The sequence below is a fragment of the Sinorhizobium sojae CCBAU 05684 genome (assembly GCF_002288525.1).
In the GTDB taxonomy this organism is placed as follows: Bacteria; Pseudomonadota; Alphaproteobacteria; order Rhizobiales; family Rhizobiaceae; genus Sinorhizobium; species Sinorhizobium sojae.
Genome location: NZ_CP023067.1, coordinates 2,552,501 through 2,575,597, shown reverse-complemented (window position 1 = coordinate 2,575,597; position 23,097 = coordinate 2,552,501). Strand labels below are relative to the sequence as shown.

The 23,097-nt window shown below is 62.2% G+C and carries 21 protein-coding genes (1 of these 21 running past the window's edge); 16 read left to right on the top strand and 5 right to left on the bottom strand.

The window, feature by feature from the left end; genetic code table 11:
- Positions 1-219: 219 nt before the first annotated feature.
- A complete protein-coding gene (secA, locus tag SJ05684_RS12630; RefSeq protein WP_034857334.1) occupies positions 220-2,931 on the bottom strand; it encodes a preprotein translocase subunit SecA in 2,712 nt (903 codons plus the stop codon).
- 261 nt (positions 2,932-3,192) lie between these two features.
- Here secA and SJ05684_RS12625 point away from each other — a divergent pair, with 261 nt between their 5' ends.
- The 6 genes from SJ05684_RS12625 to SJ05684_RS12600 all read left to right on the top strand — a co-directional run bounded on the left by SJ05684_RS12625 (position 3,193) and on the right by SJ05684_RS12600 (position 7,785).
- A complete protein-coding gene (locus SJ05684_RS12625) occupies positions 3,193-4,050 on the top strand; it encodes a peptidylprolyl isomerase (RefSeq protein WP_034857335.1) in 858 nt (285 codons plus the stop codon).
- 321 nt (positions 4,051-4,371) lie between these two features.
- Positions 4,372-5,613 (top strand): bifunctional glutamate N-acetyltransferase/amino-acid acetyltransferase ArgJ, encoded by a 1,242-nt coding sequence (gene argJ / locus SJ05684_RS12620; RefSeq protein ID WP_034857336.1) that lies wholly within the window; start codon positions 4,372-4,374, stop codon positions 5,611-5,613.
- 27 nt (positions 5,614-5,640) lie between these two features.
- Positions 5,641-6,447, top strand: coding sequence for a GNAT family N-acetyltransferase (locus SJ05684_RS12615; protein ID WP_034857337.1), 807 nt, complete (start codon positions 5,641-5,643; stop codon positions 6,445-6,447).
- 3 nt (positions 6,448-6,450) lie between these two features.
- Entirely contained in the window at positions 6,451-6,864 is a 414-nt protein-coding gene (mutT, locus tag SJ05684_RS12610) for an 8-oxo-dGTP diphosphatase MutT (protein WP_034857338.1), read from the top strand.
- Positions 6,865-7,123: 259 nt separating this feature from the next.
- Positions 7,124-7,441, top strand: a complete 318-nt coding sequence (locus tag SJ05684_RS12605) for a membrane protein (protein WP_034857339.1) — start codon at positions 7,124-7,126, stop codon at positions 7,439-7,441.
- 176 nt (positions 7,442-7,617) lie between these two features.
- Positions 7,618-7,785: a Flp family type IVb pilin gene (locus SJ05684_RS12600; protein ID WP_034857340.1), complete on the top strand. Its 168-nt coding sequence runs from the start codon at positions 7,618-7,620 to the stop codon at positions 7,783-7,785.
- A 7-nt stretch (positions 7,786-7,792) separates the two neighbouring features.
- Here SJ05684_RS12600 and SJ05684_RS12595 read toward each other — a convergent pair whose 3' ends face one another.
- The gene (locus SJ05684_RS12595; protein ID WP_034857341.1) at positions 7,793-8,689 is read right to left on the bottom strand and encodes a methyltransferase domain-containing protein; all 897 of its coding nucleotides are present in this window, start codon (positions 8,687-8,689) and stop codon (positions 7,793-7,795) included.
- Positions 8,690-8,747: 58 nt separating this feature from the next.
- Between SJ05684_RS12595 and SJ05684_RS12590 the strand changes: the two genes are divergently transcribed.
- The 4 genes from SJ05684_RS12590 (at position 8,748) to SJ05684_RS12575 (ending at position 11,341) form a co-directional block, all read left to right on the top strand.
- Positions 8,748-9,524 (top strand): ComF family protein, encoded by a 777-nt coding sequence (locus SJ05684_RS12590; RefSeq protein ID WP_050980123.1) that lies wholly within the window; start codon positions 8,748-8,750, stop codon positions 9,522-9,524.
- A gap of 129 nt (positions 9,525-9,653) precedes the next feature.
- Complete coding sequence (gene grxC / locus SJ05684_RS12585; protein WP_034857362.1) at positions 9,654-9,911, top strand: glutaredoxin 3; 258 nt, start codon at positions 9,654-9,656, stop codon at positions 9,909-9,911.
- A 150-nt stretch (positions 9,912-10,061) separates the two neighbouring features.
- The gene (locus SJ05684_RS12580; protein ID WP_034857342.1) at positions 10,062-10,916 is read left to right on the top strand and encodes a carbon-nitrogen hydrolase family protein; all 855 of its coding nucleotides are present in this window, start codon (positions 10,062-10,064) and stop codon (positions 10,914-10,916) included.
- Positions 10,913-11,341, top strand: a complete 429-nt coding sequence (locus tag SJ05684_RS12575) for a DUF1178 family protein (protein WP_034857343.1) — start codon at positions 10,913-10,915, stop codon at positions 11,339-11,341. The genes SJ05684_RS12580 and SJ05684_RS12575 overlap by 4 nt, the downstream gene beginning before the upstream one ends.
- Positions 11,342-11,355: 14 nt before the next feature.
- Here the strand turns inward: SJ05684_RS12575 and ubiG are convergent, their stop codons facing one another.
- Both ubiG and SJ05684_RS12565 read right to left on the bottom strand, forming a co-directional pair.
- Positions 11,356-12,102, bottom strand: a complete 747-nt coding sequence (gene ubiG, locus SJ05684_RS12570; protein WP_034857344.1) for a bifunctional 2-polyprenyl-6-hydroxyphenol methylase/3-demethylubiquinol 3-O-methyltransferase UbiG — start codon at positions 12,100-12,102, stop codon at positions 11,356-11,358.
- 186 nt (positions 12,103-12,288) lie between these two features.
- Complete coding sequence (locus SJ05684_RS12565; RefSeq protein WP_034857345.1) at positions 12,289-12,834, bottom strand: dihydrofolate reductase family protein; 546 nt, start codon at positions 12,832-12,834, stop codon at positions 12,289-12,291.
- A gap of 485 nt (positions 12,835-13,319) precedes the next feature.
- Here SJ05684_RS12565 and SJ05684_RS12560 point away from each other — a divergent pair, with 485 nt between their 5' ends.
- The 6 genes from SJ05684_RS12560 (at position 13,320) to clpB (ending at position 22,979) form a co-directional block, all read left to right on the top strand.
- Positions 13,320-14,594, top strand: a complete 1,275-nt coding sequence (locus SJ05684_RS12560; protein WP_034857346.1) for an aspartate kinase — start codon at positions 13,320-13,322, stop codon at positions 14,592-14,594.
- Between the two features lie 93 nt (positions 14,595-14,687).
- Positions 14,688-16,955 (top strand): phosphoenolpyruvate--protein phosphotransferase, encoded by a 2,268-nt coding sequence (ptsP, locus tag SJ05684_RS12555; protein WP_034857347.1) that lies wholly within the window; start codon positions 14,688-14,690, stop codon positions 16,953-16,955.
- A 67-nt stretch (positions 16,956-17,022) separates the two neighbouring features.
- Complete coding sequence (gene prfA, locus SJ05684_RS12550; RefSeq protein WP_034857348.1) at positions 17,023-18,105, top strand: peptide chain release factor 1; 1,083 nt, start codon at positions 17,023-17,025, stop codon at positions 18,103-18,105.
- A 6-nt stretch (positions 18,106-18,111) separates the two neighbouring features.
- The gene (prmC, locus tag SJ05684_RS12545; protein WP_034857349.1) at positions 18,112-18,993 is read left to right on the top strand and encodes a peptide chain release factor N(5)-glutamine methyltransferase; all 882 of its coding nucleotides are present in this window, start codon (positions 18,112-18,114) and stop codon (positions 18,991-18,993) included.
- Between the two features lie 331 nt (positions 18,994-19,324).
- Positions 19,325-19,954, top strand: a complete 630-nt coding sequence (locus tag SJ05684_RS12535; protein ID WP_034857350.1) for a DUF4167 domain-containing protein — start codon at positions 19,325-19,327, stop codon at positions 19,952-19,954.
- Positions 19,955-20,372: 418 nt separating this feature from the next.
- Positions 20,373-22,979: an ATP-dependent chaperone ClpB gene (gene clpB, locus SJ05684_RS12530; RefSeq protein WP_034857351.1), complete on the top strand. Its 2,607-nt coding sequence runs from the start codon at positions 20,373-20,375 to the stop codon at positions 22,977-22,979.
- Positions 22,980-23,057: 78 nt separating this feature from the next.
- Here clpB and SJ05684_RS12525 read toward each other — a convergent pair whose 3' ends face one another.
- On the bottom strand, positions 23,058-23,097 hold the 3' end of the coding sequence (locus SJ05684_RS12525; protein WP_034857363.1) for a M23 family metallopeptidase. 1,904 nt of this gene lie beyond the right edge of the window; 40 of the gene's 1,944 nt are visible here — the last part of the coding sequence; the start codon falls outside the window, past its right edge; its stop codon occupies positions 23,058-23,060.

The following is a 23,097-nucleotide window of genomic DNA, read 5'->3' as shown; positions in this document are numbered from 1 at the left end:
CTGAGATTACGCAATACAGGGCACCACTTCTGCCAGATCAGCGTTAACAAAGGGTTCAGCGCCATCCAGGCGGTTCAGACGAAAATGCCGCCTAGCGCATCGGCCCGAAAATCGAAACCAATTTTCGGAAAGCTCGACGCGCTGATTGAAAGAGTTACAGCGACCTTTGCGCGTCTGAAAAGACGCGCGGAGCTGTAATGCGTAGAGGCGGCATCGCGATCAAGCTTCATAGATTCCGTGGCAATGCTTGTATTTCTTGCCGGAACCGCAGGGGCAGGCCTCGTTGCGCGCCACCTTGCCCCAGGTCGATGGGTCGGCCGGGTTGCGGTTCTCCCGGGCGGTTGCAAGCAGCGTCTCTCCCGCCTGCTCGAAATCGTCCTGGCCGGTGAGCGGTGAGATGTGGTGCGCTTCCATCGGCGGCAAGGGCTGCGGCTCCTGCTGCGCCTCGCGCACCAACTCGACGCGCATCAATTGCGCCGTCACAGCCTGGCGGAGATTGACGAGCAGGGCCTGGAACAGCTCGAAGGCCTCGGACTTGTACTCCTGCAGCGGGTCGCGCTGCGCGTAGCCGCGGAAGCCGACGACCGAACGCAGATGGTCGAGGTTGACGATGTGCTCGCGCCAGAGATGGTCGAGCGTCTGCAGCACGACTGAGCGCTCGACATATTGCATGATGTCGGGCCCGAAGCGTTCCGCCCGATCGGCGGCGGCCTTGTCGGAGGCGGCGGTGATGCGCTCGAGGATATCGTCCTCGGCAATACCTTCTTCCGCGGCCCATTCGACGACGGGAAGATCAAGGTTGAGGTATTGCTGAACGTCGGCCTTGAGTCCTTCCACGTCCCATTGCTCGGCATAGGCTCGTTCAGGGATACGCTTGCGGACGATGTCCTCGATCACTTCGTTGCGCATGTCGGCAACGGTCTCGCCGACATCCGTCGCGTCCATCAGTTCGAGGCGCTGCTCGAAGATGACCTTTCGTTGGTCGTTGAGTACGTCATCGTACTTAAGAAGATTCTTGCGGATGTCGAAGTTGCGGGCCTCGACCTTTTTCTGCGCACGCTCGAGCGCCTTGTTGATCCAGGGGTGGACGATCGCTTCGCCTTCTTTCAGACCCAGCTTCTGCAGCATGCCGTCCATGCGGTCGGAGCCGAAGATCCGCATCAGGTCGTCCTGCAGCGACAGGTAGAACTTTGAGCGGCCCGGGTCGCCCTGGCGCCCTGAGCGACCGCGCAACTGATTGTCGATGCGGCGGCTTTCATGCCGCTCAGTTGCGAGCACGTAGAGCCCGCCCGCGGCGAGCGCCTGCTCCTTGAGCTTCTGCACTTCCTCGCGGATGGCCTTTTCGCGTGCCTCGCGCTCCGGACCCGGCTCGACCTCGGCCAATTCCTGCTGGATGCGCATGTCCGGGTTGCCGCCGAGCTGGATGTCGGTGCCGCGGCCCGCCATGTTAGTGGCGATCGTCACGGCGCCCGGCACGCCGGCCTGGGCGACGATATAGGCTTCCTGTTCGTGGTAACGGGCGTTCAGGACCTGGAATTTGGAGAAGCCGCTCTTCTTCAGCATCTCGGCGAGCAGCTCCGATTTCTCGATCGACGTGGTGCCGACGAGCATCGGCTGGCCGCGTTCGTGCGCTGTCTTGATCTCCTCGATGATCGCCTTGTACTTCTCGCCGGCAGTACGATAGACCTCGTCGTCCTCGTCGAGGCGCTGGATCGGCAGGTTGGTCGGAACTTCGACCACTTCGAGGCCGTAGATATTGCCGAATTCCTCGGCTTCCGTCGCCGCGGTGCCGGTCATGCCCGCAAGTTTTTCGTACATGCGGAAGTAGTTCTGGAAGGTGACCGAGGCGAGCGTCTGGTTCTCGGGTTGGATCTGCACCTTTTCTTTGGCTTCGAGAGCCTGGTGCTGGCCTTCCGAATAGCGGCGCCCCGGCATCATGCGGCCGGTGAACTCATCGATGATGACGATCTCGTCATTGCGCACGATGTAGTCCTTGTCACGCGTGAACAGCTTGTGAGCCTTCAGCGCATTGTTGACGTGGTGGACGATCGCGACGTTCTCGATGTCGTAGAGCGACTCGCCCTTCAGCAGGCCCGCCTCGCGCAGCAGGTTCTCGAGCTTTTCGGTGCCTTCCTCCGAGAAATTGGCAGAGCGCTGCTTTTCGTCGATCTCATAGTCTTCCGGTGCGAGCAGCGGGATGAAATCGTTGATGGTGTTGTAGAGGTCCGAGCGGTCGTCGAGCGGACCGGAGATGATGAGCGGCGTGCGCGCCTCGTCGACGAGGATGGAGTCGACCTCGTCGACGATCGCGAAAAAGTGACCGCGCTGCACCATCTGCGACCGCTCGTACTTCATATTGTCGCGGAGATAATCGAAGCCGAGTTCGTTGTTGGTGGCGTAGGTGACGTCGCAGGCATAGGCGTCGCGGCGCTGCTCGTCGGTTAAGCCATGGACGATGACGCCCGTCGACAGGCCGAGAAAGCCGTAGATACGGCCCATCATACCCGCGTCGCGCTGGGCGAGGTAATCGTTGACGGTGACGACGTGAACGCCCTTGCCGGCGAGTGCGTTCAGATAGACGGGCAGCGTCGCGACGAGCGTCTTGCCTTCACCGGTCTTCATTTCGGCGATAGCGCGCTCGTGCAGGATCATGCCGCCGATGAGCTGAACGTCGAAGGGACGCAGGCCGAGCACGCGGCGTGCCGCTTCGCGCACCACGGCAAAGGCCGGAACGAGGATGTCGTCGAGGGTCTTGCCATCCGCAAGCTGCTGGCGAAACTCTGCCGTCTTTGCCGTCAGCGCTTCGTCGCTCAAGGCCTGCATTTCGGCTTCGAGGGCGCTGATGGCATCCACCCGGCCCTGATAGCTGCGTACGCGGCGATCGTTGGCAGAGCCAAACAACTTGCGGGCAAGGCCGCCGAGACTGACCATTCCAATGGTCCTTTCCTTATTTGTCGCCTGGGGTTTCAGGTTCGGGGGTTCAGGTTGGGGCCCGAAAAACCGCGAAATGCCGTGAAACGCCCGGAAAACTGTTCTGGACGCGAGGTTGCGTGACAGATAAGAGGGGGGTCGGATTATGTCAACGCACTTGCACGGCCAGCTGGTTACAGAACTGCCACATTCTGGTGTTGTGCAGCCCGCTCGAGGGCCCGACGCAATCGCGCTGACGGTCAATGTGAAAGGTTTAGACAGATGTCCAGATACAAGACCCTGGCGATCGCGGCGCTGGTCGCGATGATCGCGGCAGGCGGTGTCGCCCGCGCCGAAGAGACCGACCCGGTCGTCGCGACGGTCGGCGATCAGGAAATCCGCAAGTCGGAGCTTGAGCTTGCGATCAGCAGCCTTGATCCGCAACTCCAGAGCATGCCGGAGGAGCAGAAGCGGGCTGCGGCGCTTTCATCCGTCATCGACGTGAAGCTTCTGGCGAAAGACGCCGAGAAGGAAGGGCTCCAGAACGACGAGACATACAAGCAGCGCATCGCCTTCCTGACCGAGCGCGAACTTCACAACGCCTTTTTCAAGAAGCACGTCGTTGACGCCATCACCGAAGAAGATGTGAAGGCGCGCTACGAGAAGGAAATCGCAGCCATCCCGGCACAGGAAGAGGTGAAGGCGCGGCATATCCTCGTCAAGACAGAGGAAGAAGCCAAGGGGATCATCAAGGAACTCGAGGCGGGCAAGAGCTTCGTCGAGCTCGCCAAGGCCAAGTCCACCGATCCTAACAAGGACGATGGCGGCGACCTCGGCTACTTCACCAAAGGACGCATGGTGCCGGAATTCGAGGCGGCGGCCTTCGCGCTGGAAAAGGGCGCATACACCAAGGAGCCGGTGAAGACGCAATTCGGCTATCATGTGATACTCGTGGAGGACAAGCGGCCGCAGGCGCCGCCGGCGCTCGAACAGGTCGAGCCGCAGGTTCGCCAGCTTGTGATGCGTGACAAGTACCTTGAGCTGCTGGCCTCCGCGAAAGAATCGACCGAGGTCGAGATCTCCGATCCCGAGCTGAAGAAGGCCTACGACGCGGCCAACGCGGCGCGGGAAGCGCGATAACTACCCCTTGGGTGCCCTACTGCATGTCTCCTCGAATCGAGCTCGATTTAAGGACAAAGGCATGCAGCAGTTCAAAGCGCTACAGCGGCCTTTGTGCAGCCTGATGCACGCGCGGCGCTGCAGGTGGGGCGCCCCGATACAAGGGCCAACGGCGGCTCTCGCGCCTCGCGCGCCGCCGTTGACCGGAGCGGGCTGAGAGCAAAGCGGAGCAAGCTTCGCTTCCGCGGCCGCTCGACCTTCGACAAGATCAGGATGTCCGGCGGCTGAATGCCGTTCGGGCATTTGTCGCACCATCCAAGGCTTCCAAAGCAGGTTTCTCCCATGTCCGGTTCCGTTTCTCCGCTTGCTCCGAAAACCTTTGCCGACATGCCGGCGCTGCGCGGCGTGCGCATGGCGACCGCCGCCGCGGGGATCAAATACAAGGACCGAACCGATGTGCTGATGATGATCTTCGACGCGCCGGCCGCCGCTGCCGGCGTCTTTACGCGTTCGAAGTGCCCGTCCGCTCCGGTCGACTTCTGCCGGAAGAACCTTCCCGCCGGGGTCGCCCGTGCCGTCGTCGTCAATTCCGGCAATGCCAATGCCTTCACCGGCAAGAAAGGCAGGGAATCGACCGAGCTTACAGCGAAATCGGCGGCTCAGGCAGTCGGCTGCAGCGTGGGTGAGATCTTCCTCGCCTCGACGGGCGTGATCGGAGAGCCGCTCGACGCGACGAAATTCGCCGGCGTGCTTGACGGGCTTGCAGGAGAGGCCAAGGAAGACTTCTGGTTCGAGGCGGCCAAGGCAATCATGACCACGGATACCTACCCGAAGGTCGCAACCCGCGATGCGGAGATCGGCGGCGTGAAGGTCACGATCAACGGCATCGCCAAGGGAGCCGGCATGATCGCGCCGGACATGGCGACCATGCTCTCCTTCGTGGTGACCGATGCGGATATCGCGCCGGCAGCGTTGCAGGCGCTGCTCTCGGCTGGTGTCGGCCCGAGCTTCAATTCCGTGACGGTCGACAGCGACACCTCCACCTCCGACACGCTGATGCTTTTTGCAACCGGCGCGGCGGCAAAGGACGGTCAAGCTCGGATCGGGGATGCCGCCGACCCTCGGCTCGACTCCTTCCGCGCGGCGCTCAACGACCTTCTGCGTGATCTGGCACTGCAGGTGGTGCGCGACGGCGAGGGCGCGCGCAAAATGGTGGAGGTAACGGTCGAGGGTGCCGAGAACGATGCCGCGGCCAAACGCATCGCGCTGTCGATCGCCAATTCACCGCTCGTCAAGACGGCGGTCGCCGGCGAGGACGCGAATTGGGGCCGGGTGGTGATGGCAGTCGGCAAGTCGGGCGAGTTGGCCGAGCGCGACCGGCTGGCGATCTGGTTCGGAGATGTGCGCGTCGCCGTCGCGGGGGAACGCGACCCGGCCTATTCCGAAGCGGCCGCAAGTGCGGTGATGAAGGGCGAGACCATTCCGATCCGGGTCGAGATCGGCCTTGGCTCCGGCCGCGCCACCGTCTACACCTGCGACCTGACGAAGGAATATGTCGAGATCAATGGCGATTACAGAAGCTGACCCGGCGCTGCATCGGGGCTCAGGGACATGACATCGAACGACAGACAGCCGGACAGCCACGCGGCGATCGGGGCCGCGACGGTCGACCTGCCGAGCGTGCGGCGCCTGGAAGCCGTCGGCTTCCGCGCGTGGCCGGCAACCAGTGTGCACTATGACGGAAGCTGGCTGATCCGGTTGACCACCGGCCATCCGTCCAAGCGCCTGAACTCGGTCAATCCGCTCGACCCGTCGGACTATCGCGACATAGGTATCCGGCTCGAAAAGGCGGCGCGGCGCTTTGCCGAGCATGGCCGCGTGTTGACCGTTCGCCAGACACCGCTGACGCCGCCGCAGATGATCGCCCATATGGACGAGGCAGGCTGGCCGGCTTTCGGGCGCAGCCTGGTGCTGGCGCTCGACCTGGCGGAGCGAGATTTCGGCGACGGCATGGATCATCTGCCGATCAAGGACGTCGGGCGCTTTGCCGATGCACGGCTGCTGATCGGCAAAGAGGAGCCCGAGAGCAAGGAGGCTTTGATCGGCATTATTGATGCGATCAAGCCCGAGACCGGCCTCTTCCTGTTCGAGGACCGCGAGATCGGGCCGACGGCCGTGTCGCTGGTCGTGCATGACAATGATCTGGCCGGCATCATGCAGTTCGCCGTGGCCGAAGCGGTGCGCCGCCAAGGCGTCGGCAATGCACTTCTCGATGCATCGTTGCGTTGGGGGCGCCTTCGCGGCGCCAAGAAGGCCTGGATGCAGGTGGAGGCGGATAACGAGGCGGCGATTTCGCTTTACCGGAAGGCCGGCTTCAGTGAGGTCTATCGTTACGTCTATCGCGCGCCGAAGGTGTGAGGCATGGAAGCCAAGGACAAGAAGATCGTGCTCGTTGCGGCTTGCGCGCTGGTCGACTCAGACGGGCGCATCCTGCTCGCGCAGCGGCCGGAGGGAAAATCGCTTGCGGGGCTCTGGGAATTTCCAGGCGGAAAGGTCGAGGCCGGCGAAACGCCCGAGGAGACGCTCATTCGCGAGCTGGAGGAGGAACTGGGCATCCGTACCAAGATCGGCTGCCTCGCGCCGCTGACATTCGCAAGCCACAGCTATGACAGTTTCCACCTGCTGATGCCGCTCTATATCTGCCGCCGCTACGAGGGCATTGCCGAGGGCCGAGAGGGCCAGGCGATCAAATGGGTGCGTCCCAAAGCGTTGCGCGAATACCCGATGCCTCCTGCCGACGAACCTCTGATCCCCTTCCTGATGGATTTGCTCTAGCCGAAATCGATGGCCGGGTCGGCCCACGGCGACGCGGCGGCCCCATCCGCTGATGCGGGTCCGGCGCCCTGACGGTTTCATTCCCCAAAATTTCAAAATTTCATTAATCGAAAGTTTATCACCCGTAAGGCAAACTCGTCCTCATCGGTTTTTGCTTCAATCGGATCGGATTGAAGGGCAATGGCTTGGGGCAGCGTCAGCTTGTTGAAGGGAAGGGTGCTTTCAACGTTGCCCCCTGAGAGTATTTCGCGAGGCTGGAATGGTGGACGAGGATTTCTGGAGAACGGTTCAGGACAAGGATCTGGTGGCGAGCCAGTCCCGCCGGACGGGCGTGCTCAATCTTTCGCTGCTGTTCGGCACGGCAGTGATCGCGCTCACGCTGATCCTGACGCCAATGCTGTCGTCGAAGAGCGACAAGCGGATGCTTGCGAACAGGCCGATCGATTACGACAACATCACCACCGGTTCGATTCCCTCCGGTACGGGCAAACGCTATACCGTGCGCCGCAGCGTGCTTCAGGAGATGCCGGGCGCCGTGTGCATCATCGATGCCGATGGTACCAGGAGCGGATGTTGATCTGAGCCTTGCGGCTCTGCGTCTTCCGCGGAAAATCACTACAGCGCCGCGCGCGTCTTGATCGGACGCGCAAAGATCGTTGTAGCACTTTGAATTGCTGCATGTCTTCGTCCTTAAGTCGACGTCGATCCAACATGCAGTGCCATGGCGAGGCCGCAAGGCCCGTTGGAGGGCGCATGGGTAAGCTCAAACATCTCGTCCACGACCGGGATGGTGCTACGGCGGTAGAATACGGCCTCATCGTGGCATTGATCTCGGTTGGTCTCCTCCTCGGCCTTCAGAGCTTTTCAGGCAGTCTGCAGAATGTGCTGGAATATATAGCTGGAACGATCGACAACGCCTGAGATGCGGTCAGGACTTGCCCGAATTCTTCAGCGAATGCTCCTGCACGCCCAGCGCTTCCGACAGCCTGTGCTTTGCCGAGCCCGGCTTCAGCGGCTTCTGCTGGCTTGCATGCGGCGCCCAGCCCGAGACGTAAATAATCGAAAAGGTCGCACGAACCCGCCCGTCCGGGTCGGAAAAGCGTTCGGAATAGATTTCCGCCGCTCTCAGGAAGAAGCGCCTCGGCACGGGCGTTCGGCTGCGGGCGGCGAGCGGATTGGTCATACCCATGGCTCTTAGATCCTTGAGGAGACCGAAGAGCGAATCGTAGCGAACCGTGTAGGTTTCGGCATCGGCCACGGGCAGCGCAAAGCCCGCCCGCTGCAGCAGCGCGCCCACCTCGCGGACGTCGGCAAAGGGAATGACCCTCGGGCTTGCTCCGCCGGTCAATTCGGCTTCGGCGACAATCAGCGCCTCGCGCAGTTCCTGCAGCGTGCCGCTGCCCGGAATCGCCGCCAGGAAGAGGCCGTCGGGCTTCAGCGCCCGGCGCGCCTGTATGAACACCCCGGGCGTGTCATTGGTCAGATGCAGGGACAGCGGCGAGACCAGGAGGTTGAGGGATTCCGGTGCGGCAGGAACGCGTTCGAGCGGCGCGATCGTCACGGGCCCGTCATTCGAACGAAAGCCCTGGTCGGTTTCCACGCGCTCGATCTCGCCGACCTTGCCGGTTTCTGCAAGAAAACGCGCGGTAGTGCCGGTATAGCCGTGCAATTCCATTGCCTTGTCGAAGTGCCGCTCCACGACGCCGACGCGATCGGCGAGCTCCTGCGCCACGATGTCGAGAAGGAAGCTTGCTTTGGGATCGCCGCGATGAAGCGCGCGTCGGCGGTGCGCCTCGATGAGGCTCTGGTCAAAGATGATTTCCACGATACTCTCCCGGGATCACGGACGTGAGAGAAACCCTGGCGGAGACAAAGTCAACCGGATGGATCGGCATGTATGGAGAAATTGGACCGCGCATGGTGCGTCGCTGTTCGCCCGGCTCAGGACCGGTGCAGTCAACTTGTTGTTTCCGCCTGTCTGCCGCGGCTGTGGACGGCTGACGGGTGACGCTCACGCTGTCTGCCCGTCCTGCTGGGCGGGGTTGCCGTTGATCGAACGGCCCTATTGCGACGTGCTCGGCTTGCCCTTTGCGTTCGATCCCGGTGAGGGCGCCGTGTCGCCGGAAGCGATTGCCGACCCTCCTGTCTTCGACAGGCTGCGTTCCGTGGCGCTTCATCAGGGTATCGCCCGTGACCTGGTGCATGGCTTGAAATATCGCGACCGCACCGACCTGGCCCCGATGATGGCGGAATGGATGATCCGCGCCAGCGACGGTGCCGTTGCAGCCGCCGACATGATCGTGCCGGTGCCGCTGCATCCCTTCCGCCTGTGGAGGCGGAAATTCAACCAGGCGGCGGAACTGGCGCGGATCATAGCAGAGCGCGCGGGAAGGCCCTACCGGCCCGACGCGCTTCGCCGCATCAAACGCACGAGCCGTCAGGTCGGCCTCGGGTTGAGAGCGCGTGAAGATAATGTCCGTGGCGCCTTCGCCGTTCCGGAATGCGTGAGACCGACGCTCGCCGGAAAGAGCATCGTGCTTGTCGACGACGTCTATACGACGGGTGCGACGGTTTCGGCTGCCACGCGCGCCCTGAAGCGGGCAGGGGCCCGCGACGTCACGGTTTTGACCTTTGCAAGAGCCTTATCTGGACCTATATGACTGAAGTGCAGCGCATCCAGAGCGAACGCTTTGAATTCGTGCATGTTTCCATGCCGCGCCGGATCGGCCCAGGGAAACAGGCAATGGCAGATGTCCGGTATCGGGCTGGTGAAGGAGCGGTTTGAGACTATGGCGTCGGTCGTCATCTATACGCGTCAGTTCTGCGGTTATTGCTCGAGGGCGAAGAAGCTCCTGGAGACGAAGGGCGTCTCTTTCGTGGAGCACGACGCTACCTATGATCCGACACTGCGTCAGACAATGGTCGAGAAGTCCAACGGGGGCAGGACCTTCCCGCAAATCTTCATCAATGACATTCATGTCGGCGGTTGCGACGATCTGCATGCGCTCGAGCGTGCGGGCAAGCTCGACGCGATGCTTGCCGCTTGATAGAGGGCGCAGAGGCTCCCGGCGTTTTTACCGGCATTCCGCGCGGCTGTTGCGGCGAGCTTTGCGCGCCGGCTCGCGCGGGAGGGAGAGAGTTGGAGAGATTGCTCGGGTCGACTCGACGCGATCCGGCTCTTCCGGAGAAAGAGTAAAATGTTCAAGGCTGCTGCCATCCAGATGTGTTCCGGCATCGATCCCGCAAGCAATGCGCAGACGATGGCGCGCCTCGTGCGCGAGGCGGCGTTGCAAGGTGCGACTTACATACAAACCCCCGAGATGACCGGTGCCATTCAGCGCGACCGGGCAGGGCTTCGTTCCGTGTTGAGGGACGAGACCGGCGACCTGATCGTCCAAGAGGCGGCGCGGCTTGCCGGCGAACTCGGTATTTATCTCCACGTCGGCTCGACGCCGATCGGCCTTGAGGACGGCAAGGTCGCCAATCGCGGTTTTCTCTTCGGACCCGATGGAAAAATGATCTGTGACTACGACAAGATCCACATGTTCGACGTGGATCTGGAGCATGGCGAGAGCTGGCGCGAAAGCGCCGTCTATCGGCCCGGTTCCACGGCCCGCATCGCCGATCTTCCTTTCTGTAAGCTCGGGTTTGCCATCTGCTACGATGTCCGCTTTCCGGAACTCTTCCGCTGCCAGGCCGTTGCCGGAGCCGAGATCATGTCGGTGCCCGCAGCTTTCACACGCCAGACGGGGGAAGCGCATTGGGAAATCCTGTTGCGCGCCCGGGCCATCGAGAACGGGTTGTTCGTCATCGCCGCCGCGCAGGGCGGAGACCATGAGGATGGACGACAGACCTTCGGTCATTCGATGATCGTCGACCCCTGGGGCCGGGTGCTGGCCGAGGCCGGTCCGAGCGGCGAGGCGGTCATCATTGCCGAGATCGACATCGCCGCGGCGCACAAGGCGCGGGCGCGTATCCCCAATCTCAAGAACGCCCGCGATTTCGTGCTGGAAGAAGTGGTCCCTGCCGGGAAAGGAGGCGTTGCAGCTTGATCCGCTACAATCTCACCTGTGATAACGGCCATGCCTTCGAAGGCTGGTTCTCCTCGAGCGACGACTTTGCACGGCAGGCCGAAGCCCATCTGATCACCTGTCCCACCTGCAGCTCCGCCTCCGTCACCAAGCAGCTGATGGCGCCCTCCGTTTCGACTGCTCGCAAGAAAGAGGCGCGGCAGGCGCTGGTCATGGACAAGGCGCAGAAGGAGACGATCACCAAAGTTAGAGAGATGGTGAAATTGATCCGCGAGAACGCGGAAGATGTCGGCGAGCGCTTCCCTGAAGAGGCGCGCAAGATCTATTATGGCGAAGCCGAGCAGCGCGGCCTGGTCGGCAAGGCGTCCACGGAAGAGGCGATCGCACTCCTGGAAGAGGGCATCGAGATCGCGCCACTGCCGATGCTCCCCGACGATTCGAACTGAGGCGACCCAACTATTCAAATCGGCCGTTTGGCGACGATCATGTAGTTGATGTCCATGTCCCGCGACAGGCTCCACTGGTTGGAAAACGGGCTGAAGAACACGCCGGTGCGGTCGGTGACCTGCATTCCGCTCGCCTCAATCGGCTTTTCCAGTTCCTCCGGCCGCACGAGCTTCTCGTACTGATGCGTGCCGCGCGGCAGCCAGCGCAACACGTTTTCAGCGGCGAAGATGGCGAGGGCGGCGGCCTTCAGTGTCCGGTTGATGGTGGCAATGAACATAAGCCCGCCCGGCCGGATCATATGGGCGCATGTCGTCACGAAGAAATCGACATCCGCGACATGCTCGACCACTTCCATGTTGAGGACGATATCGAAGCTCTCGCCAGCCTCGGCGAGCGCTTCGGCCGTTACAGCGCGGTAATCGACGTCGACACCGCTCCCCGCCGCATGCGTCCTCGCGATGCCGATATTCTTTTCCGAAGCATCAGCTCCAAGCACGTTGGCCCCCATGCGCGCCATCGGCTCGGAGAGAAGTCCGCCGCCGCAGCCGATATCGAGCAGGCGCAAGCCCTTCAGCGGCTGCGGGCTCTTTGCATCACGGCCGAAATGCTCGCAGGCCTTGTCCCGGATATAGGCCAGGCGCACAGGGTTGAACTTGTGCAGTGGACGGAACTTGCCGGTCGGATCCCACCATTCGGCTGCCATCGCCGAAAAGCGGTCTACCTCGCTCTGATCGATCGTCGTGCGTGCCGTCTCGCTCATCGCAGCTTCCTCGCCTGGTCCAGTTGCGCATCGTGCTTTCCGAAAATCGGAACCTATTTTCGGAAAGCACGATGCGCAGTTTCAAAGACTTACAGCGTCCTCTGTGCGTCCTGAAGGCCGCACTGCGCTGCAATTTGTGAAGTCGGACGATCGGCGGACGATGTCAAGGTCCTGAAGCGGCGTTCCTCAGTCCCGCGCGGGCAGGTAGTGCAGGATAACGACGCCGGACTTCAGCGGCCGGACATGAGTGAGCACCAGTTTCGTGCGTTCGGGAATATTCTGGAAGAGGGGCGTTCCTTCGCCGAGCAGCACCGGATTGATGCCGAGGCGGTATTCGTCGACCAAGCCCTTGGCTGTCAGCGTCGCCGCGAAATCGGCGCTGCCGTAGATAAAGATCGTGCCGCCGTCGCGCTGTTTCAGTTGCTCGACCTCGGCGACGGCATCGCCGGAAACGAGCGTCGTGTTGTTCCAATCGGCGCTTTGGAGAGTTCTGGAAAAGACGAACTTCTCGACGTTGTTCATGAAAGTGGCGATCTCTCCCTCGGCCGAGGGCCAGTAGGCGGCCATCAGTTCATAGGTGACGCGGCCGAAGAGAAGCGTGCCGGCTTCAAGCTGCGTCTCTCCGATATAGGCGGCAAGCTCGTCCTCGAAGACGAACCAGCCGATGTCGTGGCCGGGAGCCTCGAAGAAGCCGTCGACGCTGACCATGTCCCACATGATGACCTTGCGCATCCCACTTTCCTCTCGTCGTTTTCGGCGTTCTTCGATATTTCTCAACATGCCAAATCTAGTGCACTTTTACAATCGGTTTTATAAGGAGATCGGTTTGCGAATACAAAACGAGGATCGGCTGGGCCGTAGACGTTGTTGCTCGACCCCGTCGCCATTGGGCCGGCTCTTCCTCTCTCACGACGAACCGCCGCTCCGGGCGGAGGAGATCGCGCGACGGCTAGAGAAGGGCGTGAGCGATAACGAGTGGAACGGTCGAGGCGATGCTCATCCGGCACGTCGCCGGCTTCATCGCGCGGCCTCTGGCCTGACGGCCATTGCGCGCCGCCCCCTGATCCGCTAAGAGACGCCGCGACTTCCGCTCCCCGAGGCGGTGACTGGCCGATGTCTGAGACGTCTCTTTAAAGCTCTTCGATTGCCAGGTGCCGGCGGGGGCGATTTCCTGTCGCGCGCTCGCGCGGAAAACCTGTTGGTACGGTAGAGGCGAAATGGCACGCATCGTGATGAAATTCGGCGGGACTTCCGTCGCAGATTTGGACCGCATCCACAATGTCGCCCGCCATGTAAAACGCGAAGTCGATGCCGGCCACGAGGTTGCAGTCGTCGTTTCGGCCATGTCCGGCAAGACCAACGAACTCGTTGGCTGGGTCGACAACATGCCGAAGGTCGCCGGCTCCAACGCCCCGTTCTACGATGCGCGCGAATATGATGCGGTCGTCGCCTCCGGTGAACAGGTGACCTCGGGCCTGCTCGCCATTGCGCTGCAGTCCAAGGGCGTGAATGCCCGGTCCTGGCAGGGTTGGCAGATCCCGATCCGCACGGACAACGCCCATGGTGCCGCCCGCATTCTCGATATCGACGGCTCCGACATCATCCGCCGCATGGGTGAGGGGCAGGTGGCGGTCGTTGCCGGTTTCCAAGGGCTCGGCCCCGACAATCGCTTGGCTACGCTCGGCCGCGGTGGTTCCGACACGTCCGCCGTCGCGATCGCGGCTGCCGTCAAGGCCGACCGATGCGACATCTACACCGATGTCGACGGCGTCTATACGACCGATCCCCGCGTCGAGCCGAAGGCGCGGCGACTGAAGAAGATCGCCTTCGAAGAAATGCTGGAAATGGCGTCCCTCGGCGCCAAGGTGCTGCAGGTGCGCTCCGTCGAGCTCGCGATGGTGCACAAGGTGCGCACTTTCGTGCGCTCGTCTTTCGAGGATCCCGATGCGCCGGGCATGGGTGACCTTCTGAACCCGCCCGGAACGCTGATTTGTGATGAGGATGAGATCGTGGAACAGGAAGTCGTAACCGGCATTGCCTATGCCAAGGATGAAGCCCAGATCTCGCTGCGCCGCCTGGCCGACCGGCCGGGTGTCTCCGCCGCGATCTTCGGGCCGCTCGCGGAAGCGCATATCAATGTCGACATGATCGTTCAGAACATTTCGGAAGACGGCTCCAAGACGGACATGACCTTCACGGTGCCGTCCGGCGACGTCAACAAGGCGCTGAAGGTGCTTTCCGAAAGCAAGGAGACGATCGGCTACGACGTGGTTCAGTCGGAATCCGGTCTCGTCAAGGTCTCCGTCATCGGCATCGGCATGCGCAGCCATGCGGGTGTCGCCGCCTCGGCCTTCCGGGCGCTCGCCGAGAAGGGCATCAACATCAAGGCGATCACCACCTCTGAAATCAAGATTTCCATCCTGATCGACGGACCTTATGCCGAATTGGCCGTTCGCACTTTGCATTCCGTCTACGGTCTGGATAAGAGTTAAACAGCAGGCATTCGATTTGGGATTCGCGGCTGTTGGCGGTCGCGACAGCCCGTCTTATGCCGACATTTATTCTTTGTCGGGAGACCCCACGCGATGAGAGACCTTTCCGCGGGTCCGCGCGTTCTCCTCAAGCGGTTGCGCGAGCTCATGGCGGAACCGCTCGAGCCGCAGGAGCGCCTTGACCGGATCGTGCGCCAGATAGCGCAGAACATGGTCGCGGAAGTGTGCTCCGTCTACGTGCTGCGCTCAGACGGAGTGCTGGAGCTCTACGCGACCGAGGGACTGAACAAGACCGCCGTACACCTGGCGCAGTTGAAGATGGGCCAAGGCCTCGTCGGAACGATTGCCGCCTCGGCGCGCCCGCTCAATCTCTCCGATGCGCAATCGCATCCCGCCTTCACCTATCTGCCGGAGACCGGAGAGGAGATCTACCACTCCTTCCTCGGCGTGCCGATCCTGCGCACCGGGCGCGCGCTCGGCGTCCTCGTCGTGCAGAACAAGGCGCAGCGCAACTACCGCGAGGACGAGGTCGAGGCGCTCGAGACGACAGCTATGGTGCTGGCCGAGATGGTTGCGACCGGCGAGCTCAAAAAGATTACAAAGCCTGGACTGGAGCTCGACCTTTCCCGCCCCGTTGCGATCGAAGGCAACAGCTATGGGGAGGGGATCGGTTTAGGCTACGTGGTTCTGCACGAGCCGAGGATCGTCGTCACCAACCTGCTCAACGAGGATACGGAACACGAGCTGCAGCGCCTGGCGGAAGCGCTCGGCTCGCTGCGGATCTCGATCGACGACATGCTTTCGAGGCGCGAGGTGTCGATGGAGGGCGAGCACCGGGCCGTGCTCGAGACCTACCGGATGTTCGCCCATGACCGCGGCTGGGTGAGGAAGCTCGAGGAAGCGATCCGTAACGGCCTGACGGCGGAGGCCGCGGTCGAGCGGGTGCAGAGCGAGACCAAGGCGCGGATGATCCGCCTGACAGATCCTTACCTGCGCGAGCGCATGCACGATTTCGACGATCTTGCCAATCGGCTTCTGCGCCAGCTTTCGGGCTATGGCGCCAAGTTATCGGCGGCGGATTTTCCGAATGATGCGATTATCGTGGCGCGCGCCATGGGCGCCGCCGAACTGCTCGACTACCCGCGTGAGAACGTGCGCGGGCTGGTGCTGGAGGAGGGAGCGGTCACGAGCCATGTGGTGATCGTCGCGCGCGCGATGGGCATTCCGGTCGTCGGACAGGCGGCAGGCGCCGTGGCGCTTGCCGAAAATCGCGACGCGATCATCGTTGATGGCGATGATGCCAAGGTCCATTTGCGCCCGGTCGCGGACTTGCAGCGTTCCTACGAGGAAAAGGTGCGCTTCCGTGCTCGCCGGCAGGCGCAGTTCCGGGCACTCAAGGACGTCGAGCCGCTGACGAAGGACGGCAAGCGCATTACACTGATGATGAATGCCGGTCTGCTGGTGGATTTGCCGCATCTGAACGAGGCCGGCGCAGAAGGGATCGGCCTTTTCCGGACTGAACTCCAGTTCATGATCGCCTCCACCATGCCGAAGGCAGAGGAGCAGGAGGCTTTCTACTGCGATGTTCTGAAGCAGACAGGCGGCAAACCGGTGACCTTCCGTACGCTCGATATCGGCGGCGACAAGGTGGTTCCCTATTTCCGCGCGGCGGAAGAGGAAAACCCTGCGCTCGGTTGGCGTGCCATCCGGCTTTCGCTCGATCGGCCGGGGCTGCTGCGTACCCAGTTCCGGGCGATGCTGCGGGCCTCCGCCGGCGGCGAACTCAAGCTGATGTTGCCGATGGTGACGGAGGTTGCGGAGCTCAAGGCGGCGCGCCAGCTTCTGCAGAAGGAAATCGAAAGGGAGTCGAAGCTCGGAGAACAATTGCCGCGCAAGCTGCAGTTCGGGGCGATGCTCGAAGTGCCGGCGCTGCTGTGGCAGCTCGACGAGCTGATGGCCGAAGTGGATTTCGTCTCGGTCGGATCCAACGATCTCTTCCAGTTCGCCATGGCGGTGGATCGCGGCAATGCCCGGGTCTCCGACCGCTTCGACGCGCTCGGCCGGCCGTTCCTGAGGATCCTTCGCGACATCGTGCGCGCGGGCGAGCGCAACGAGACGCCGGTGACGCTCTGCGGCGAGATGGCAAGCAAACCGCTCTCGGCCATGGCCCTGCTCGGCCTCGGCTTCCGCTCGGTGTCTATGTCGCCGACGGCCGTGGGTCCGGTGAAGGCAATGTTGCTCGCGCTCGATGCGGCAAAGCTGGCCGAAGTGCTCGATGCGCAGCTGGACGACGTGAAATCCGAGACGTCGATCCGCCAGATCCTCGTCGATTTCGCTGCCGAAAACGGCATACCGGTATAGATTGAATGACAGCGTCTTGTGCTCGTCCGGACGGGGTCCCGGGCGGGCGAGCGCATTTGGAGTGACAGTGGCAAAGCTTCCCCTTGAAAAGATGCGCGAACTCGAACGACGATTCGGCGAAATCGAGGCTCGCATGTCCGCCGGGCCCTCGGCCGACGTCTATGTGAAGCTCGCGTCGGAATATTCCGAACTAGAGCCCGTGGTGACGAAGATCCGCGCCTATCACAAGGCCGAGGACGAGCTTGCCGACATCGATGCTTTGCTTGACGACCGGTCAACGGACAAGGACATGCGCGATCTTGCGGAGATGGAGCGCCCGGAGCTCGAGGAAACGATCGAAGCGCTCGAGCAGGAAATCCATATACTGTTGCTTCCGAAGGATGCGGCAGATGAGAAAAGCGCGATTCTCGAGATCCGCGCCGGCACCGGCGGCTCGGAAGCGGCACTCTTTGCTGGCGATCTCTTCCGCATGTACGAGCGGTACGCCGCGAGCAAAGGCTGGCGCGTGGAGGTGCTTTCGGCAAGTGATGGCGAAGCCGGCGGCTACAAGGAAATCATCGCGACCGTCTCGGGGCGCGGTGTTTTCTCGCGGCTGAAATTCGAATCAGGCGTCCATCGGGTGCAGCGCGTGCCGGAGACGGAGGCGAGCGGCCGCATTCACACGTCGGCGGCAACCGTGGCGGTGCTTCCAGAGGCCGAGGAGATCGACATAGAGATCCGGCCGGAGCATATCCGCATCGACACGATGCGCTCATCAGGCGCCGGCGGCCAGCACGTCAATACGACGGACTCGGCCGTCCGCGTCACGCATCTGCCGACCGGCATCGTGGTTACGAGTTCGGAGAAGTCGCAGCACCAGAACCGAGCCAAGGCGATGCAGGTGCTGCGTTCGCGGCTTTACGACATGGAACGCCAGCGCGCCGAAAACGAGCGCTCCACCGATCGCAAGAACCAGGTCGGCTCCGGCGACCGCTCGGAGCGCATTCGCACCTACAACTTTCCGCAGGGCCGGGTGACCGATCACCGCATCAACCTGACGCTCTACAAGCTCGACCGGATGATGGAAGGCGAGATCGACGAGGTGGTGGACGCGCTTCTGGCGGACTACCACGCAAGCCAGCTCGCGCTCCTCGGCGAGAAGCAGAACTGAGCGGCGATGGGCGAGACGTTGGACAGCCTGCTTGCCGAAAGCCGCGACCGGTTGAAGACCGCCGGCATCGAAGGCGCGGCGCTTGATGCCCGTCGTCTCGTTTCGGGACTGCTCGGCCTGTCTCCTGCCGAACTGATGACGCGCGGCCGCCATCCGGTAAGCGGCGCCGACATCGCGCGCATCCGGGACGCAGTTCGGCGCCGCGTCGCCCGCGAGCCGGTCTATCGTATCCTGGGCGAACGCGAATTCTCAGGCTTAACGCTCAAGCTGTCTAAGGAAACGCTTGAGCCGCGGCCAGATACGGAAACCCTCGTGGATTGCATCATCCCCCACGTGCGGCGGATCTCCGCGCAAAAGGGACGCTGCCGGATAATCGATCTCGGCACCGGAACCGGAGCGATCTGTCTTGCACTTCTCGCGTCGGTACTTGACGCGCGCGGACTTGGTACTGATATCTCAGAGGACGCCTTGGCGACGGCACAGGAAAATGCCGAGCGGAACGGCCTCGCCGAACGCTTCGATACCCTTCGAAGCAGCTGGTTCGGAGCCGTGGAGGGACGGTTCGACGTCATCGTCTCAAATCCGCCGTATATCAGGTCCAATGTCGTCGATAAGCTTGAGCCGGAAGTGAGATTCCACGATCCGGCCGCCGCACTTGACGGCGGAGATGACGGGCTTGATGCCTATCATGCCATCGCTCTTCACGCGGGCCGCCATCTTGAGGCGGGCGGTGTAATAGGCTTGGAAATCGGTTTCGACCAGAAGCAGGCAGTCACGGCGCTCTTCGTGGCGCGTGGGTTCTGTCTGCTTGAGAGCGCGAAGGATCTCGGCGGCAACGACCGGGTCCTGGTGTTCGAGCAGGACGCTGAACGCGGCACCAAGCGTTGAAAAAATGCTGCACCGGCGTCTCTCTTTTCTTGAAGAGCAAAGAAAGGGCTTGGAATCCCAAAGGAAGCGGGCTAGTTTGCGCCCGCGCACTGGGCAGAGGGTCATGGACCGGAGATTCGGTCCAGTATGACCTGGCCACGGGGATTGCTCTCAAGAAAGAGTTGCTAGGGTTCGACAGTGCCTTGTGCGGGTACCTGTTAATTTGACGTCAGCCGGCGCCGAGATCGCGAACAGACGGTCTGTTGCGGCGCGTGTTTTCTCTGGCGCGGGCAGAGCCGGCCGGGATGCGGAACCATATGATCATTATAGAGAAAATTCGGGTGAATGGACTATGAGGCCAGGACAGCAAAACAAGCGCGGCCGTGGGCGGAACAACAATAATAACAACAACAACAACAACGGGAGTGGCAACCGCAAGGGCTCCAATCCCTTGACGCGCACCTATGACAGCTCCGGCCCGGACGTGAAAATTCGCGGTACAGCCCAGCATATAGCGGAAAAATATGCAGCGCTCGCGCGTGATGCCCAGAGTGCCGGCGATCGCGTCATGGCCGAAAACTACCTCCAGCACGCCGAGCACTACAATCGCATCATCGCGGCAGCGCAGGCACAGATGCAGGATCGCTTCCAGCGGGACGACCGCCAGGATCACCAGGATCGCGATCCGACCGACCGAGAGCAGGACGATCTGGACCAGGATCAGGCCTTTGCGGAACCGGCGCCGGTGGCCGAAACGCCCGCAAGCGAGCCGCAGTCGGTGGTTGACGGTTCCGGACCGCAGCCGGTGATCGAAGGTGTGCCTGCCGAAGTCGCTTTGGAAGAGGAAACGCAATCCGGACGGGCTTCATCGCGCCGCCGTAGCGCGTCGCGGCCGCGCCGGCCACGTCGCAACGCCTCGGAAGAGGGCGCAACCGGTGAAACGCCGGCGGGCGAGTCGGCGGCGATGGCGGCGTCGGAATAAAGACAGCTACACATCTCAAGCAAAGCCCGGTCTCATGGCCGGGCTTTCTGTTTCGGGCGCTAGCTGTAGAGCGCCTACTGCATGTCTCCTTGAATCGACTGATTCAAGGACAAAGATATGCAGCAATTCGAAGCGCTACAGCGACCTTTGTGCGTCTGAAAAGACGCTGGGCGCCGTTGCGCTTCACTGTGCCTTCAGCAGCGCCGGAATCCCTCCCTTTCCCGCAAATCCGATTTCGGAAGAGCGGTCGTATACCACCTTTAATTTCCGAAAACGCTGCCCCATATTCCCCTTCGAAGACTTGATCCCGCGCAAGGCGAGGACGAGGTGACGATGACAGGCTTGCCGATGCGGGAGCCTGATCCTGAAACACCGGCCAGTGCCACGATGAGGGCTTGCCGGGCTATGGAGGTAAGTTATGAACATCGAAAAATATTCCGAGCGCGTGCGCGGTTTCCTGCAATCGGCGCAGACCTTTGCCCTTGCGGAGGGACATCAACAATTCACGCCGGAGCACGTTCTCAAGGTCTTGCTCGATGACGACCAGGGCATGGCGGCGTCGCTCATCGAGCGCGCCGGCGGCGACGCTCGCGAAGCGCGGACGGGTACCGCTCAGGCGCTGGCAAAGCTCCCGAAGGTGACCGGCGGTAGCGGTTCCGTCTATCTTTCACAGCCGCTTGCCAAGGTGTTCACCACTGCCGAGGAGGCGGCGAAAAAAGCCGGCGACAGCTTCGTCACCGTCGAGCGGCTGCTCCTGGCCCTCGCGGTCGAGAGTTCGGCCTCCACTGCTTCGATCCTCTCGAAGGCTGGCGTGACGCCGACGAAACTCAACCAGGTGATCAACGACATTCGCAAAGGCCGGACGGCCGACAGCGTGAATGCCGAACAGGGCTTCGACTCCCTGAAGAAATACGCTCGCGATCTGACCGCGGAAGCGCGCGACGGCAAGCTCGATCCGGTGATCGGCCGTGACGACGAAATCCGCCGCACGATCCAGGTGCTCTCGCGCCGTACGAAGAACAATCCGGTGCTGATCGGTGAGCCCGGCGTCGGCAAAACGGCAATTGCCGAGGGGCTGTCACTCCGCATCGTCAATGGCGACGTGCCCGAAAGCCTCAAGGATAAGCGGCTCATGGCGCTCGACATGGGGGCGTTGATCGCCGGCGCGAAGTTCCGCGGCGAATTCGAAGAGCGGCTGAAGGCGGTGCTGAACGAGGTACGTTCCGAGGAGGGCGAGATCATCCTCTTCATCGACGAGATGCATACGCTCGTCGGCGCCGGCAAGGCGGACGGTGCGATGGACGCGTCGAACCTCCTGAAACCGGCGCTGGCACGCGGCGAACTGCACTGCGTCGGTGCGACGACGCTTGACGAATATCGCAAGCATGTCGAGAAGGATGCGGCCCTTGCCCGGCGTTTCCAGCCGGTCTTCGTCGACGAGCCAACGGTCGAGGATACGATCTCGATCCTGCGCGGGCTCAAGGAGAAGTACGAGCAGCACCACAAGGTGCGGATATCCGATTCGGCACTGGTCTCGGCCGCGACCCTTTCCAACCGCTACATCACCGACCGGTTCCTGCCGGACAAAGCGATCGACCTCATGGACGAGGCCGCATCGAGGCTCCGAATGCAGGTTGATTCAAAGCCCGAGGAGCTTGACGAGCTCGACCGGCGTGTCATTCAACTGAAGATCGAGCGCGAAGCCTTGAAAAAGGAGACCGATGCCTCCTCCATGGATCGCCTGGAAAAGTTGGAGCTTGATCTGGCAGCGCTCGAGGAGCAGGCGGCGACACTGACGGCGCGGTGGCAGGCGGAGAAGCAAAAGCTCGGCCGCGCCGCCGATCTCAAGAAGGAGCTCGACGAAGCGCGCAACGAGCTACAGATCGTCCAACGCAAGGGCGAATTCCAGCGGGCCGGAGAACTCGCCTATGGCGTCATCCCGAATTTGGAGAAGGAACTCGCCGAGGCGGAGAGCCAGGACGCTTCGAGCGCCAACGCCATGGTGCAGGAGGTGGTGACGCCGGACCATATCGCCCACATCGTTTCGCGCTGGACCGGCATTCCCGTCGACAAGATGCTCGAAGGCGAGCGGGAAAAGCTGCTCCGGATGGAGGACGAGCTGGCGAAGTGGGTCGTCGGCCAGGGCGATGCGGTTCAGGCCGTGTCGCGAGCGGTTCGCCGCTCTCGCGCCGGGCTTCAGGACCCCAACCGGCCGATCGGTTCCTTCATCTTCCTCGGCCCAACCGGCGTCGGTAAGACGGAGCTCACCAAGGCGCTTGCCCGGTTCCTCTTCGACGACGAGACCGCGCTGATGCGGATCGACATGTCGGAATATATGGAGAAGCACTCGGTCGCCCGGCTGATCGGCGCGCCGCCCGGCTATGTCGGTTACGAGGAGGGGGGAGCGCTTACCGAATCTGTTCGCCGCAGGCCTTATCAGGTGGTGCTGTTCGACGAGATCGAGAAGGCGCATCCGGACGTCTTCAACGTGCTGCTGCAGGTGCTCGACGATGGGCGGCTGACCGACGGTCAGGGTCGCACCGTCGATTTCAAGAACACGATGATCATCATGACGTCGAATCTTGGGTCGGAGTATCTGACAGGTCTTGGCGAAGACCAGGACAGCGATGTCGTGCGCGAGCAGGTGATGGAGGTGGTGAGAGCCGCCTTCCGGCCGGAATTTCTGAACCGCGTCGACGAGATCATTCTGTTCCACCGGCTGCGGCGTGCGCAAATGGGAGCCATCGTCGACATCCAGCTCGCAAGACTGCGCAAGCTGCTCGCCGAACGCAAGATTACGATCGAACTCGAAGACGCGGCGAGGGACTTCCTCGCCGAGCGGGGCTATGACCCGGCCTACGGGGCGCGGCCCTTGAAACGGGCGATCCAGAAATATGTTCAGGATCCGCTGGCGGAGAAGATGCTGCAGGGCGAGTTTCCGGACGGCTCGGCGGTCAAGATCTTCGCCGGCTCCGATCGGCTGAGCTTCAAGCGCGGCTCATCCGCAGCACAGGAAGCCGCGTAAAGCGCATGCGCTTACCGTATGAGGCCGCCCCCACCGCGGCAGCGGGGCGGCCTCTCTGCATGGGCGAATGTGGCCAGGTTACTTGCTCGCCACCTCGTTAAGATCGTCCTTGCCGAGG

Coding starts and splice junctions, on each gene's coding strand:
- secA (WP_034857334.1), bottom strand. CDS start 2,931: ATGGTCAGTCTCGGCGGCCTTGCCCGCAAGTTGTTTGGCTCTGCCAAC.
- SJ05684_RS12625 (WP_034857335.1), top strand. CDS start 3,193: ATGTCCAGATACAAGACCCTGGCGATCGCGGCGCTGGTCGCGATGATC.
- argJ (WP_034857336.1), top strand. CDS start 4,372: ATGTCCGGTTCCGTTTCTCCGCTTGCTCCGAAAACCTTTGCCGACATG.
- SJ05684_RS12615 (WP_034857337.1), top strand. CDS start 5,641: ATGACATCGAACGACAGACAGCCGGACAGCCACGCGGCGATCGGGGCC.
- mutT (WP_034857338.1), top strand. CDS start 6,451: ATGGAAGCCAAGGACAAGAAGATCGTGCTCGTTGCGGCTTGCGCGCTG.
- SJ05684_RS12605 (WP_034857339.1), top strand. CDS start 7,124: ATGGTGGACGAGGATTTCTGGAGAACGGTTCAGGACAAGGATCTGGTG.
- SJ05684_RS12600 (WP_034857340.1), top strand. CDS start 7,618: ATGGGTAAGCTCAAACATCTCGTCCACGACCGGGATGGTGCTACGGCG.
- SJ05684_RS12590 (WP_050980123.1), top strand. CDS start 8,748: ATGGATCGGCATGTATGGAGAAATTGGACCGCGCATGGTGCGTCGCTG.
- grxC (WP_034857362.1), top strand. CDS start 9,654: ATGGCGTCGGTCGTCATCTATACGCGTCAGTTCTGCGGTTATTGCTCG.
- SJ05684_RS12580 (WP_034857342.1), top strand. CDS start 10,062: ATGTTCAAGGCTGCTGCCATCCAGATGTGTTCCGGCATCGATCCCGCA.
- ubiG (WP_034857344.1), bottom strand. CDS start 12,102: ATGAGCGAGACGGCACGCACGACGATCGATCAGAGCGAGGTAGACCGC.
- SJ05684_RS12565 (WP_034857345.1), bottom strand. CDS start 12,834: ATGCGCAAGGTCATCATGTGGGACATGGTCAGCGTCGACGGCTTCTTC.
- SJ05684_RS12560 (WP_034857346.1), top strand. CDS start 13,320: ATGGCACGCATCGTGATGAAATTCGGCGGGACTTCCGTCGCAGATTTG.
- ptsP (WP_034857347.1), top strand. CDS start 14,688: ATGAGAGACCTTTCCGCGGGTCCGCGCGTTCTCCTCAAGCGGTTGCGC.
- prmC (WP_034857349.1), top strand. CDS start 18,112: ATGGGCGAGACGTTGGACAGCCTGCTTGCCGAAAGCCGCGACCGGTTG.
- SJ05684_RS12535 (WP_034857350.1), top strand. CDS start 19,325: ATGAGGCCAGGACAGCAAAACAAGCGCGGCCGTGGGCGGAACAACAAT.
- clpB (WP_034857351.1), top strand. CDS start 20,373: ATGAACATCGAAAAATATTCCGAGCGCGTGCGCGGTTTCCTGCAATCG.